This window comes from Rhodococcus sp. ARC_M6 (genome assembly GCF_022810305.1).
Lineage (GTDB): Bacteria > Actinomycetota > Actinomycetes > Mycobacteriales > Mycobacteriaceae > Rhodococcus_F.
In genome coordinates this window covers 443,531-456,641 of sequence record NZ_JALGQH010000001.1, presented here as the reverse complement: position 1 = coordinate 456,641, position 13,111 = coordinate 443,531, and the positions used below count along the sequence as shown (strand labels likewise).

The 13,111-nt window shown below is 60.6% G+C and carries 16 protein-coding genes; 7 read left to right on the top strand and 9 right to left on the bottom strand.

The window, feature by feature from the left end; translation table 11 throughout:
* Window positions 1–42: 42 nt before the first annotated feature.
* Window positions 43–1,332, bottom strand: coding sequence for an adenylosuccinate synthase (locus tag MTX36_RS02040; RefSeq protein ID WP_094271565.1), 1,290 nt, complete (start codon window positions 1,330–1,332; stop codon window positions 43–45).
* Window positions 1,333–1,758: 426 nt separating this feature from the next.
* Here MTX36_RS02040 and MTX36_RS02035 point away from each other — a divergent pair, with 426 nt between their 5' ends.
* From MTX36_RS02035 to MTX36_RS02020, 4 genes are all read left to right on the top strand, one after another.
* Window positions 1,759–2,367 (top strand): hypothetical protein, encoded by a 609-nt coding sequence (locus MTX36_RS02035; protein WP_243618083.1) that lies wholly within the window; start codon window positions 1,759–1,761, stop codon window positions 2,365–2,367.
* Window positions 2,364–3,134 (top strand): site-2 protease family protein, encoded by a 771-nt coding sequence (locus tag MTX36_RS02030; protein ID WP_243618082.1) that lies wholly within the window; start codon window positions 2,364–2,366, stop codon window positions 3,132–3,134. Before MTX36_RS02035 ends, MTX36_RS02030 begins: the two co-directional genes overlap by 4 nt.
* A gap of 86 nt (window positions 3,135–3,220) precedes the next feature.
* Window positions 3,221–3,712 (top strand): GNAT family N-acetyltransferase, encoded by a 492-nt coding sequence (locus tag MTX36_RS02025; protein ID WP_243618081.1) that lies wholly within the window; start codon window positions 3,221–3,223, stop codon window positions 3,710–3,712.
* 10 nt (window positions 3,713–3,722) lie between these two features.
* Window positions 3,723–4,046, top strand: coding sequence for a cupin (locus tag MTX36_RS02020; RefSeq protein WP_243618080.1), 324 nt, complete (start codon window positions 3,723–3,725; stop codon window positions 4,044–4,046).
* Here the strand turns inward: MTX36_RS02020 and MTX36_RS02015 are convergent.
* The 3 genes from MTX36_RS02015 to MTX36_RS02005 all read right to left on the bottom strand — a co-directional run bounded on the left by MTX36_RS02015 (window position 3,999) and on the right by MTX36_RS02005 (window position 5,749).
* Entirely contained in the window at window positions 3,999–4,622 is a 624-nt protein-coding gene (locus MTX36_RS02015) for a DUF222 domain-containing protein (RefSeq protein ID WP_243618079.1), read from the bottom strand. The genes MTX36_RS02020 and MTX36_RS02015 overlap by 48 nt on opposite strands.
* Window positions 4,594–5,139, bottom strand: a complete 546-nt coding sequence (locus MTX36_RS02010) for a hypothetical protein (protein ID WP_243618078.1) — start codon at window positions 5,137–5,139, stop codon at window positions 4,594–4,596. Before MTX36_RS02010 ends, MTX36_RS02015 begins: the two co-directional genes overlap by 29 nt.
* Window positions 5,140–5,257: 118 nt before the next feature.
* The gene (locus MTX36_RS02005) at window positions 5,258–5,749 is read right to left on the bottom strand and encodes a helix-turn-helix domain-containing protein (protein WP_243618077.1); all 492 of its coding nucleotides are present in this window, start codon (window positions 5,747–5,749) and stop codon (window positions 5,258–5,260) included.
* Window positions 5,750–5,807: 58 nt separating this feature from the next.
* Here MTX36_RS02005 and MTX36_RS02000 point away from each other — a divergent pair, with 58 nt between their 5' ends.
* Window positions 5,808–7,223 (top strand): MFS transporter, encoded by a 1,416-nt coding sequence (locus MTX36_RS02000; RefSeq protein ID WP_243618076.1) that lies wholly within the window; start codon window positions 5,808–5,810, stop codon window positions 7,221–7,223.
* On the opposite strand, the gene MTX36_RS01995 is transcribed toward MTX36_RS02000, so the two are convergent.
* A complete protein-coding gene (locus MTX36_RS01995) occupies window positions 7,220–7,876 on the bottom strand; it encodes a class I SAM-dependent methyltransferase (protein WP_243618075.1) in 657 nt (218 codons plus the stop codon). The two genes, MTX36_RS02000 and MTX36_RS01995, sit on opposite strands and share 4 nt — an antisense overlap.
* Before the next feature lie 248 nt (window positions 7,877–8,124).
* Between MTX36_RS01995 and MTX36_RS01990 the strand changes: the two genes are divergently transcribed.
* Window positions 8,125–9,066: a DUF808 domain-containing protein gene (locus MTX36_RS01990; RefSeq protein ID WP_243618074.1), complete on the top strand. Its 942-nt coding sequence runs from the start codon at window positions 8,125–8,127 to the stop codon at window positions 9,064–9,066.
* Here the strand turns inward: MTX36_RS01990 and MTX36_RS01985 are convergent.
* On the bottom strand, window positions 9,052–10,017 hold the full coding sequence (locus MTX36_RS01985; RefSeq protein WP_243618073.1) for a YafY family protein: 966 nt from the start codon (window positions 10,015–10,017) through the stop codon (window positions 9,052–9,054). The genes MTX36_RS01990 and MTX36_RS01985 overlap by 15 nt on opposite strands.
* A gap of 64 nt (window positions 10,018–10,081) precedes the next feature.
* Between MTX36_RS01985 and MTX36_RS01980 the strand changes: the two genes are divergently transcribed.
* A complete protein-coding gene (locus MTX36_RS01980; protein WP_243618072.1) occupies window positions 10,082–10,546 on the top strand; it encodes a pyridoxamine 5'-phosphate oxidase family protein in 465 nt (154 codons plus the stop codon).
* Here the strand turns inward: MTX36_RS01980 and MTX36_RS01975 are convergent.
* The 3 genes from MTX36_RS01975 to MTX36_RS01965 form a co-directional block, all read right to left on the bottom strand.
* Complete coding sequence (locus tag MTX36_RS01975; protein ID WP_243618071.1) at window positions 10,536–11,465, bottom strand: cation diffusion facilitator family transporter; 930 nt, start codon at window positions 11,463–11,465, stop codon at window positions 10,536–10,538. The two genes, MTX36_RS01980 and MTX36_RS01975, sit on opposite strands and share 11 nt — an antisense overlap.
* 92 nt (window positions 11,466–11,557) lie before the next feature.
* On the bottom strand, window positions 11,558–12,703 hold the full coding sequence (locus MTX36_RS01970) for an aromatic acid exporter family protein (protein ID WP_243618070.1): 1,146 nt from the start codon (window positions 12,701–12,703) through the stop codon (window positions 11,558–11,560).
* Window positions 12,690–13,106, bottom strand: coding sequence for a DUF3151 domain-containing protein (locus MTX36_RS01965; protein ID WP_094271551.1), 417 nt, complete (start codon window positions 13,104–13,106; stop codon window positions 12,690–12,692). Before MTX36_RS01965 ends, MTX36_RS01970 begins: the two co-directional genes overlap by 14 nt.
* Window positions 13,107–13,111: the final 5 nt, after the last annotated feature.

Sequence of the window (13,111 nt, the reverse complement as noted above, 5' to 3'; positions counted from 1 at the left end):
CCCCGCTCCTGCAGCAGGAACGGGGATTTCGAAACACAAACTCTAGCGAATGATCTCGCGTCGGACGATGGTCTCGTCACGGCCCGGACCGACACCGATGCAGGACATGAATGCACCCGACAGTTCTTCGAGTCGAAGTACGTAGTTCTGCGCAGCCTGCGGAAGCTCCTCGAACGTACGAGCTGCCGTGATGTCCTCGGACCAACCCGGCATCTCTTCGTAGATCGGCTTGGCATGGTGAATGTCGCTCTGCGACATCGGCATTTCCTCGTGACGCACACCGTCGACGTCGTAAGCGACGCAAATCGGGATGGTCTCGAGGCTGCTGAGCACATCGAGCTTGGTCAGGAAGTAATCGGTGATGCCGTTGACGCGCGTTGCGTAGCGGGCGATCACGGCATCGAACCAGCCGGTACGACGGCCGCGACCGGTGGTGACACCGACCTCGCCGCCCTTGTCTGCCAGGTAAACACCGAACTCGTCGAACAGTTCCGTCGGGAACGGGCCCGAGCCGACACGCGTGGTGTAGGCCTTCAGGATGCCGAGCACCGTGGTGATCTTGGTGGGGCCGATGCCCGAACCAACCGCTGCGCCACCGGAAGTGGGGTTGGACGACGTCACGTACGGGTACGTTCCGTGGTCTACGTCGAGAAGCGTTCCCTGCGAGCCTTCGAGGAGAACGGTCTCGCCGCGCTCGAGTGCCCGGTTGAGTTCCAGGCGGGTGTCGGCGATGCGGTGCTTGAAGCCTTCAGCCTGCTCCAGAACCTCGTCGACAACCTGCTGCGGATCCAGCGCCTTGCGGTTGTAGATCTTGACCAGCACCTGGTTCTTGAATTCCAGTGCAGCCTCGACCTTCTGAGTGAGGATCTTCTCGTCCAGGACATCAGCGGCGCGGACGCCGACACGTGCGATCTTGTCCTGGTAGCACGGGCCGATACCGCGACCCGTGGTGCCAATCTTCTTGGCACCGAGGAAACGCTCGGTGACCTTGTCGATGGCCACGTGGTACGGCATGATCAGGTGCGCATCAGCCGAGAGCAACAACCGAGTGGTATCCACTCCGCGCGCTTCCAAGCCTGCAAGTTCTGTCAGCAACACTCCCGGATCAACCACGACACCGTTACCGATGACATTGGTGACGGCCGGAGTAAGGATTCCGGACGGGATGAGGTGCAGTGCGAATTTTTCACCGTTGGGCAGAACCACGGTGTGTCCGGCATTGTTGCCGCCCTGGTATCGCACGACCCACTGAAGCTGCTCGCCCAGTAGATCTGTAGCTTTGCCCTTACCTTCGTCGCCCCATTGGGCGCCGATCAGGACGATTGCCGGCATGACGTTGTCTCCTACGGTCGACGTGCAGCAGGTGTCCCGCCGCATTGGTACTGCAGGATTCCGCGCACATTGTGTGCAGCCGAGTTGTTGCAGTGACCGATGGAGAAGTCTAGCCCAGAGCGCGAGACCAGACCTTTCGGTACAGAACTAGGCTGGTCAGCATCTCGATTGACAGCCTCCGAGGGCTCCCGCACTAGCTCCATCGACTGCGTCCGCGGGCTCCCGCACTAGCTCCATCGACTGCGTCCGCGGGCTCCCGCACTAGGATCGTGGGCGGCGATTCCGACCGCTTGTTCCCAGGCCGTTTCGCTGGGTAGGTGGCGGATTCCCACTTTCCGAGAAGTCTTGTTCGAGCTAGGAGCGGCGTTGACCCCAGTGGTACTCAGATGTGGCGATTCACCGGTGCCTCTCCCGTTGGGTGAAGTCATGTCGTTCACGCTCCCGGATATTCCGGAGAAGAACGACTTCAACGACCTCATGTCGCAGCTGCAAGTCGTCTCCGATCCTCGTCTGATCGTCGTCGGGACGGACGCGGCGTTTGCTGCGACGCTGACACGATTGATGCGCCTCGAGCGGTTGGACATCGAACTCGCCTACGTCACCGAGAACCGATCGGACGCGACCGAGGCATACAGACTGTCCACCGGCGCAAAAGCTGCCCGTGCTGCGCTCAAGGGCGCCGTCCACGTGGTGCCGCTGATCCGCGACGACGCTGGAATCGCACTCGTCGGCGCTGTCACTATGACGGGGCCCGGCGGAACAGAGGAACTGGTCGGCGAAGCCTACGTCGACGACAACAAGTTGTTCTCCGGAACCGTGCCGGGCATCCGTATCGTTCCCAGCCCCAAGCTGCCTGGCATCAGGGCTTCTGTCGATCGTCGTAGCCGCTGGGGTGGCCGTCGATGGTTGGAAGGGCGAGCGATCCAATTGGGAGCGCCGGCAGCGCACCTGGTGCGGGACGGTGTCCCGAATCCTCGAGACCTCAAGCGCTCGACGTTCTATCGCCACGACCAGACTTGGCTGTTGGTCCGATGAGAACCAGCGCAGCCCGGTCGGCGGTGCGGCCAAGCCCGGTCTTCATCGGGGTTGTGGCCATCGCTGTTCTCGGCGGCGCGCTGGCGTGGCGATCCGAGTGGGGTTCGGTCTCGGGCCGTATCGGTGTCTTCGTTCTCGTCGTCGCAGGTTGGGTAGTCACCCTTTGTCTGCACGAGTTCGCGCACGCCTACTTGGCGTGGCGTCACGGCGATACGGATGTCGCTGCCCGCGGGTACTTGACGCTCAATCCTGTGAAGTACAGCCATCCGCTGCTCTCGATCGGGCTGCCCGTTCTGTTCATCGCACTAGGCGGCATCGGTTTACCCGGCGGCGCGGTGTACTTGCGCACGGGAATGTTCTCCCCCAAAGTTCAAGCCCGGATCTCCCTCGCCGGTCCACTGACAAACGCACTGGTCGCGGTAATCCTCCTGGTCGCCATACGTCTGTATGGAGTTGGGAGCGGCCACGAAACCTTCTGGACCGGTCTGAGCTTCCTGGCGTTTCTGCAGGTAATGGCGACCGTACTCAATCTGCTCCCAGTCCCCGGACTGGACGGGTACGGCGCTCTCGAGCCGTACCTGAAACCTACGACGCGTGCGCAACTCGACCAGTTCAAGCCCTATGGATTACTACTCCTGGTCGCGCTTCTCTTTGTCCCTCAGATCAACGTCGTGTTCTTCGACGCGATCTATTGGATCTTCCAACTCAGCGGCGTGCCCGAGACCTACGCGATGTACGGCAATGCCCTCATGCGTTTCTGGACGTGACCATTTCGCCCCCTTCCTATGAATGCCGAGCCCAGACGTGAGAACCTGACATTTCGGCTATTTAACTCTTTCCAGGAGTACCACTGATGATTTCGGCGTCGATTGACTGCGGCAACTCGGTTTACAGCATCCGAAGGGCAGAGCCTCGCGACGTCGGCATTCTGGTCGATCTCCTCGCCGACGACCCGATCGGTTCCACTCGGGAGACCACCAACCCCGATGCCCGGACGATCTACGACAACGCTTTCGCGAAAATCGACGCCGACGAGGCACAACTACTCGTAGTTGTCACTACTACCGAAGACGACGTGATCGGCACGATGCAACTCACTTTCATCCCGGGACTGAGCCGGATGGGCGCAACACGGATGCAAATCGAAGCGGTCCGGGTGCACGAGGACTTTCGGAGCAAAGGCATCGGCAGCGCAGTGCTTCGATGGGCATGCGAAGAAGGCGCCCGACGCGGAGCCTTTCTCGCGCAACTAACCTCGGATCAGACTCGGACCGAGGCCCACGAGTTCTACGAGCGGCTCGGATTTGTCGCGTCCCACATCGGATTCAAAAAGTCGCTGAGCTAGCGTCAATCCCATGGACAAGGTTCCCGGATTGACCGTCATCGACGGACTGAACTCCGCCAACTATCAAGAGGGGGAAACACCGAGGATCGAAAAGCTCACCGCTGCCACCGGATCCACCGTCATCCGAATCAGCTTCACTGCAGGCCAAGAGATGAAGGATCACCGGTCTCCGTTCCCGATCCTCGTTCACGGGGCCGTCGGTGAAGTCGACTTCACTGTCGACGACCACACCGTCTCACTGGTTCCCGGGACAGCTGTGCACGTCGAAGGCGGAGTGACACATCGACTATGTGCGAAGCAAGACTCCGTTGTCACACTGGTGGTTCTGCGCTGAACTGGTGAACGCCGCACGCACACCGAGGCATCGTTCTTCCCCGGTGTGCACGTCGCGTATTCGGTTGTTCAAGCTGCTGTCGGCGGACTGTTCCCCGGTATCGGAACCTGATACGGATCCACCGACATCGGCGGATAGAACCGGGTTTTCCGATCGTCCCCGATCTCGACACTCACTCGGCATGAGGCTGCCGAAATCTGTTGGGCCACAGCCTAAATCGCAGGCCAGCATGCGGGCACTGTCGAGGCTGACGGGGCCGGCCCAGTTGGTGATCGCATACCCCAACTCCTCCGTGGATGGGAGGAGACCTTTCAATGCCTGCAGGTCCGTGAGGTCTTTCGCGGTGGCCGTGATCGTCAGGTGCGGTTTGACGCCACCTTCAACGGGTCCGAGGCCGGCCATCTCAAAGCGGCGCAACATCTCACAGAAGCCGTCGGCCCGTCGAAGGGCCGGGGTGCGAGCATCTTTCACGCCGTCAATTTCGGGAGTCGGCTTCGCGAGTCCGGACAGTAGGGCGATCAACCGGGCACCGTTGACGGCCTCGAGATCACCTTTGACGCTGACACGGCCGTACAAACCTTTGGACGCGTAGAACTCGTTGCGCTCGGAATCCTCTCCAATGGGGATGCCATCGTCGCGGTTGCCGTATTTCTTTTCGATCCGCCGGATGGCCGCTCGGACTTCCGTCGCAGTCGGAAACTTTTTGCGAGGCCAGGTCCAGAAGGATGTCGCGGGCCTTCTCGATGTCCGCGATCTGCATGTTCTTGGGTGGACGCTGGCAGAACTGCGCCACCTGACGGGCTTTGAGGGCGTCGATGTGACCGTCGTGAAAGGACTGTGCGACTACAGGTTCGAGCATGAACAACCGCGCAAGTGAGACCAGTTGGCTGCATTCGCCGATCTCGAGGTTGGTGGATCGGTGCAACCATTGTGCGATAGCCCGGAAGCCGGTGTCGGGGAGTGTGTCACGGGTGAACATTTCGACAACGAGGTGGATCGTGCGCGATTGCATGTCATGGCGGGCGCGAACGAGGTCGAGGACCTCTGTTTTGAGCCCTTCGCCGTCCAGCTGCCATGCTTCCCGATTCCCCATGCGCCAATTCTAATCGAACAGAATTTCGATTCCTAGGGACATTTCGGACAGGATTTCGCGAATATTTGCTCGAGAGTCATTGACAAACAGCACATTAGACTTATCGGGCAATACACCACTAGGCGCGCGAACGCGCGCCGTTCACCGACACTCGCAACTCCCCCAGCGGAACTTCGCGCCCCGATTCGCTTCGCACCTCAACGTGCACCGGCTCACCCGTGGCATCATCTGCCACTGTCAGCGGGCCACCCCTTCCGTCGTGCAGATACTTGTCACCCCATTGCATGAGCGCGAGAACCGCCGGCAGTAGATCCCGCCCCATCTCGGTCAACACATACTCGTGCCGAGTCCGCTTCCCTGGTTCTTTGTAGGGCTGGCGCTCGAAGATGCCGGCCTCGGTCAGTTCTTTCAATCGCGCCGACGCCACCGCCTCGGTAATGCCGACGCGCGCCGCAAAATCATCGAAACGAGTTGTGCCGTAGTAGGCCTCACGAAGTATGAGCATCGCAGATCGAGTGCCGACTACTTCCATCGCCCGGCCGATCGAGCAGTGCGTGGCCTTCCACGCATCCCGATCTTCGAGCACTCCGGTCAGTCGCACTGCATCCATGCACCCAAGAATACGCCCTGACTTGCCATAGCCATAGTCAGGGTTTAGATTGCTGACTATGGTACTTAATAGTCAGCCCGTGCGAACAGGCCCACTTCTCGCGATACTGTCGGGTGCACCGTTTGTCGCCAGCCTGGATCTTTTTGTGGTCAACGTGGCTTTCGGAGACATCGCGAAGAGCTTTCCGGGACATTCACTCGGTGAATTCAGTTGGATTCTCAACGGCTACGCCATCGTGTACGCCGCATTGCTAATCCCCCTCGGACGCTGGGCCGATCGAATCGGCCCCAAACGCGCCTTCATCGCCGGTCTCGCACTGTTCACGTTGGCCAGTGCCGCCTGCGCATTCAGTCCGTCGCTCTGGATGCTCGTGGCATTTCGAATCGTCCAGGCAATCGGTGCCGCAGCCTTGACGCCGGCCAGTCTCGGACTCCTGATCAACGCCCTCCCATCAGCCAAACGCCAATCCGGTGTTCGCATCTGGGCTGCAGCCGGTGCTGCCGCAGCGGCATTCGGCCCTGTTGTCGGCGGCATCCTCGTCGAGGCATCGTGGCATTGGGTGTTTCTGATCAACCTCCCCATCGGAATTGTCTTGCTCTACTTCGCTGTTCGACTGGTTCCTGACACGACAGAAAAGGACCCGAATGCCGGCATCGACCTGGTCGGCGCCGCATTGCTCACCGTCGGCATCGGCGCTCTCGCTTTGTCTCTTGTCCAAGGACCGGACTGGGGATGGACGGATCCGCGCATCGTCGTCGCGTTCACTCTCGCCGCAATCACCCTGATTGCGTTCTGGTGGAGCAACTCCCGGCACTCCACACCCCTGATTGCCCCGGACCTGCTGAAGGTTCGCTCGTTCACCTGGTCCAATATCACCGCAATTCTGTTCAGCGCCACATTCGCCGCCGGACTGCTCGCGAATATTATGTGGTTACAAGAAGTTTGGGGCTATTCAGCCCTGCGAACCGGATTCGCCGTTGCCCCCGGGCCGATGATGGTCCCGTTGTTCGCCATTGCGGGTGGAGCACTGACTCGCAAGTACTCAGCCGGACGTGTCGCTGCACTCGGCAGCATGTTCTGGGCTGCTGGCACACTTCTCGTATTACTCTCTGTCGGAACAACTCCGAATTACGCCGTCGAACTTCTTCCCGGATGGATCATCTCCGGCATCGGAGTCGGCCTGGCACTACCCACCATCCTGTCGCAGGCAACCGCTGACCTACCTGTTGCTCGATCGGCTACCGGTAGCGCGGTTATCAGCATGAGCCGTCAGATCGGAACCGTGCTCGGCGTCAGTGTTTTGATCGCCGTTCTGGGCGCAGCAGTCGATTACGAGACATTCCGCCAGGCCTGGTGGATCATCTTCGCGATAGCGCTCGTCTCCTCAGTCGCATCGCTTGGAATGACACCTGCCCAGCCCAGCTTGACGCCCGGCGATACTCCGTCCGGCGTGATCGTGTCCGAAAAGCGCTAGTGACCTAGAGCTGTCCATTCGGGATCCGGTTTACGTGCGACTACGCGAAATACGACCCCGCCCCGTCCACTGCGGCGTACCTCGTCGATCAAAAAGCCCTCGTCCTCGAGGTATCCCACGGGATCGCGAGTGAGATGGTCGGCGCCGAAACGCACGAATAACGGTTCGACAATCTTCATCACGGCACGCGCAACGACATTGGTACTCGGCCCATGTTCGGCGAGGACAAATCGCCCACCGGGTACCAAGACCCGGAAGGCCTCGGCCGCAGCTCGGCCGGGGTCCGGGATCGTGCAGAACGAATAGGTGGACACGAGCGTATCGACACATTCGTCCGGAAGGTCTAGTTCCTGCGCGTCACCGTGACGAAGATCGACACTGATGTTCACACCCTCGGCAACCTTGATTCGAGCACGCTCGAGCATCGCATTCGAGATATCGACGCCGATGACGTAGTCGACGTCTTTCCCGTAGAGCGGCAAGTTCAGCCCAGTGCCCACCGCAATCTCGACAACGCGTCCACTCGCCTTGTCGACTGCCCATCTACGTGCGTCACCGAGCACAAAACGTTCGAAGCGCCCGATCTGCCTGTCGTAATGAGTCGCCATTGCGTCGAAGCTCTTGGCGACCTGCGCTGTGTCTGGTTCGCGCATGATGCCCCGTTCGGTCGGTCCCGTATGCAGTCTTTCACGCAAGAAGCGGGCCGGGAAGGTTTTGCGGTAACGATCCTCAGCGAACGTGGTCGGGTGTCCACTACTCGCGGGAACGGCACGCCGGTATCGTTCGAGGTGGCTTACTGCCACCTTCGACGTTCAGGGGACAGCAACTTCGTGCGATCACGCAACTGTGTTACCGGATCCATCCGGCCATACCTTTCCACTGATTCCACCGGAGGTTTGTGATGGCCGGCGGATTATTTGCATTGTTCGACGACGTCGCAGCGCTGGCTCGGATGGCCGCTGCGTCGATCGACGATATTGCTGCCGCAACAGGCAAGGCGACGGCCAAAGCAGCCGGCGTGGTCATCGACGATGCCGCGGTGACGCCGCAATACGTCCGTGGGCTGGCGGCCGAACGCGAACTCCCCATCATCAAGCGCATCGCCATCGGGTCGCTGCGCAACAAGATGCTGATCATTCTGCCGATCGCTCTGTTGCTCAGTCAGTTCCTCCCGGGACTGTTGACGCCCCTACTGATGGTGGGTGGCTGTTACCTCAGTTACGAGGCAGTGCACAAAATCTGGGGCGCAATTTTCGGCCACGGTGACCACCACGACACTGGTGACGAGAATCTTCGCGACGAGGAGGAAGTCGTCTCCGGCGCCGTGCGTACCGATCTGATTCTGTCGGCCGAGATCATGGTGATCGCACTCAACACCGTCGCCGACGAAAGTTTCTGGAATCGACTGATAATTCTTTCCGTCGTGGCTGTGGTCATCACTGTCATCGTCTACGGCGTCGTCGGACTGATCGTGAAGATGGACGACATCGGTTTGCGGATCGCGGAGTCTTCGTCAGGCCTTGCCAAGACCGTCGGTACCGGACTCGTTCGCGGCATGCCGCACGTGATGTCGGTGCTCTCCGTAGTCGGCACTGCCGCGATGTTGTGGGTGGGTGGCCACATCCTTCTGGTCGGCATCGACGAATTGGGCTTGCACCCCCTCTACGACGCCGTTCACCACGGCGAAGAAGCTGTCAAGGACATCGCCGGCGTCGGCGGGATACTGGCATGGATCGTCAACACTCTCGCGTCCGCTGCGCTGGGTTTGGTGGTAGGCGTCGTGATCGTCGCTGGGCAGTTGGGTATCACCCGTCTGCTGGCGAAGCGATCAGCCACCGCCTGACACCTGTTGCCTGTGGCGGAGCATTATCTGTTCCGCCACACCGCGCATGGCGCCGCGCAACAACAACGGTTCGAGGACTTCGACATCTGAACCCAGACCGATCATCTGCGAGAGCGCTACGTCGAAACTTTCCAACCTCAAATCGACGTCCATCCAACCGTCGGCATCGGCCTGGCCGGGCTCGATTCGAGACGCTTCGATGCCCACGACGTCGGGAAGCCTGCGCCAGCCCTCTGCTGACAATCGCACCCGGCAACCGAATCGCAGCAGCGATCGATCGAACTCCGCCATCGACGACGCCCACCACGTCGACAACTCGAATCTGTCAGGCCTGGTGAACGAATCTTCCAGTACCACGGGATCTTCGACGCGCCCCACTCGGAACGACAGCGTTCGATCATTCACGTTTGCGACCAGATACCAAACACCAGCCTTGATCACCAGTCCGAGTGGATCGACGGTACGTTCGCGGTCGCGATACACGAACTGCAGTCTCCGCGAATCCAATACAGCCGACGCGATGACCGGCAATCCCGAAATGTCGTCGCTGCCACCGAACCATCCGGGCACGTCTACCAGAATGCGGTCCTGCCACAGCCGTGCGCCCTCTCGAAGCGGCGCGGGCATCGTGTTCAGCAGCTTGGCGGCCGCGGATTCGGCAAAGTCCGTGCGGCCCAGATCGGCTGCGATGGACGGCACTCCCAACAGCATGAGCGCCGACGTCTCGTCGTCGGTCATGCCCGACAGCTTGGACTGCCAACCGTCGAGCAACCTGATGCCGCCACCCGGGCCGCTTTCCGTCCAGATTGGCACGCCCGTACCGGACAGCGAGGCCACATCGCGATAGACGGTGCGCACGGAAACTCCGAACTCGTCGGCCAGCTGCTGAGCGGTGGCACCGCGGCTGCCTTGTAGTCGGAGCATCAGTTGGAGAAGCCGTCCGGAACGCACATCGGAAACTCTATCCCGTATCACTGACAGAAGTTGTCAGGGTTACGGGTGCAGAATGACTGGCATGGTTACTTGGAAGCAGTTCTCCGAAGAAGCACCCACCCTCGCCGAAGCTGTCGAAGCACGCTTGAAGGCCCACAAGCATCACGTTCTCGCGACGCTACGCAAGGACGGATCACCTCGGGTCAGCGGAACCGAGGTCGAGTTGTTGAACGGACTGATGGTGCTCGGCTCAATGGTCGGGGCCCTCAAAGCCAAGGACCTGCAGCGCGACGGACGGTACGCGCTGCACAGCAATCCGGGGCATCACACGATGGAGGGTGGCGACGCAAAAATCGCGGGATCGGCGCGCGAGGTCTTCGACGAAGAAATGGACGCGATACTGGCGAGCTATTCGTATGAGGTGCCAAAACCCTTGCACCTCTTTGTTCTCGATATCAACGAGGTGGTTCACACAACCATCGACGGCGACCACATGCATGTCGATCTGTGGAAGCCGGGCAAGGAGATAGTCCGCTTCACCAAGTGACGTTCTTCTCGCAGTGCTCGCCGTTGGCGGACGTTTCGACCTGCACTGTCGCGTGCGACAGACCGTGACTTTCGAGTACGGTTCGTGCTGATTCGAGAACGTGTGAAGAATCTGCGTCACTGGTCAGATGCACTGTCGCAACATCCATTCCGGTGGTCAAGGTCCAGATATGGAGGTCGTGCACGCCTACCACGTTGGGCAGTGCGGCAAGATCCGCCTGGACAGCCTCGACGTCGACGTCTGCCGGAGATGCCTGGGTCAGAATGCGCAACGACGCGGCCGCCAACTTGAGTGCACGCGGCACCACCCACAGGGAGATGAGCACACCGACCACAACGTCAGCCCAGGTCCAATTGAACAGGAGGACAACACCACCCGCGATGAGGACGCCGACGCTACCGACCGCGTCGGCAAGCACTTCGAGGTAGGCCCCGCGCACCGCGAGGCTGTCCTTGGAATCCCCCCGCAGCATCAGCATGACAACGATGTTTGCCACGAGACCTGCTGCCGCAGTGATGATAAGTGCGCCACCGGGAATTTCGGGTTCGTCGCCGATCCGGCCGATCGCCTCGTACATCACCCAGGCGGCAACGGCCAAGAGCATGGCCGCATTGGCCATCGCGGTCAAGACCTCGGCGCGGTGCCAACCGAAAGTCCTTGCAGCAGTAGTACTCCCCTTTTTAGCGAGCAGGAGTGCCGTCAATCCCATAGCCATGCCGACGACATCGGTGAGCATATGACCGGCGTCGGCAAGCAGCGCGAGCGATCCGATAAGGAAGCCGACAGTCGCTTCCAAAACAAGGAACGCAACCAGGATCGCGAGGGCGATCACCATCTTCTTGATGCGTTTCGGTGAGGGGCCTACCCCGACCGAGCCTGCTGCCGAATGACCATGCGAATGACCGTGCCCTGAAGCCATGATACCGCTTACCTCCTGAGTTCAACCGATCATATGCATACATTCGCATATATGCAATTGGTTCGATCCGCATCAGGACGAAAGTCTGTGACTCAGTGCTCTGGTTCGTACGCGGGGTGCGGGACCGTCGGCGGCAACGTCGCGATCGCCGAGATCCTCTTCAGGCCTGCCACCTGCAGCAAATCGACCACAAGCGACCTGATCTGGGCAAACACGACCGTCGACGAAATTCCGGCATTCTCCACGATCGACGGCTTCAATTCCTTGGCCACCGACCGCAGCACTCGCGCCGCTTCAGCCTGGTCCGGCTGCTCCCCCGGCTCCGCCAGAATCATTTCTTTCAGGACGTCGACGGCCTTCCCCAACCGTTCCACCTGAGTCACCAACCGTGGGTCAAGAATTTCGTCGTCCCGCACCAAGGTCAGGGATCGACGCGAGAGAACCCGGATATTTCGCATCGCATTGTCGATGGGATCGGCAGTGGCCATCAACCGTTCGAGCCGCGGCCGACTGTTCCAGTACAGCGGCGAGATCCGACTGATCTCTTGCCCACCTTGAAGATTGGTACGCATACCGTCGATGGCTGCCTGGGTGGCGCGCGCTTTGCGCAGCGCTTTCACGATCGGCTCCGGATCGTTGGCGATCAGTCCGTCGGCAACCAACTCAAGCACGTCCGACGCTGTCGCAAGAATTGCGCCCGCATCCTTGCGGGCCCGACGCACCGGATGCGTCGGAATGATCGCGACCACGGCGATACCCACCAGACCACCGACAAGGGCGTCGATCATCCGATCAGGACCACCATTGCCGCCCGGTGGAATCAACGTCGCGACCAGCACCGCAGAACTGCCGGCCTGCATCGAGAAGATCGGGCCGCTGTTCAGAAGCACCGCCACCGACATTGCCAACGCTACGACCAGGGTTATCTGCCACGGTCCACTGCCGATGCCGGAAATGATCATATCCCCGATACCGATTCCGACCGTGACGCCCGCAACCAACTCGAACGAGCGTCGCAACCGTGCACCCAGAGACAATCCGAGTGACACCACTGCGGCAATCGGCGCAAAAAACGGCGCTTGGTGCCCGATCAGCGTGGTGGCAACCCACCACGCCAACCCGGCAGCCAGTGCGCATTGAAGAATCGGAAGCGCCGACGTTTGCAGTCGTCGAACCGACTTACGAACGCGGTCCTTGATGCTGGACGCGCTCGGACGGAAACTGCTAACCGACGCCAAGCGCTTCGGCAGCGTTGGGATCGCAGTCCTCGAGCAGATCAAGGCAGCGTGCGTACTCGTCGGCCTCGCCGATCGCCTTGGCGGACTTGGCCAAAACCGCTACACAACGAAGGAAACCGCGGTTGGGCTCATGGCTGTACGGCACGGGTCCGAAGCCCTTCCAGCCGTTGCGACGAAGCTGATCGAGCCCGCGGTGGTAGCCGGTACGGGCATAGGCATAGGCCGTGATGGTCTCGCCCTTGTCGAAAGAAGCCTCGGCGAGGTACGCCCACGCGATGGACGCGGTCGGATGATCCGCCGCTACCTGGGCCGGATCAGCGTGATTGAGCAGTGCCGATTCCGCGTCGTCGTCACCGGGAAGCAAAGTGGGTTTGGGTCCGAGCAGGTCACCGAATTGGGTCATGAGGC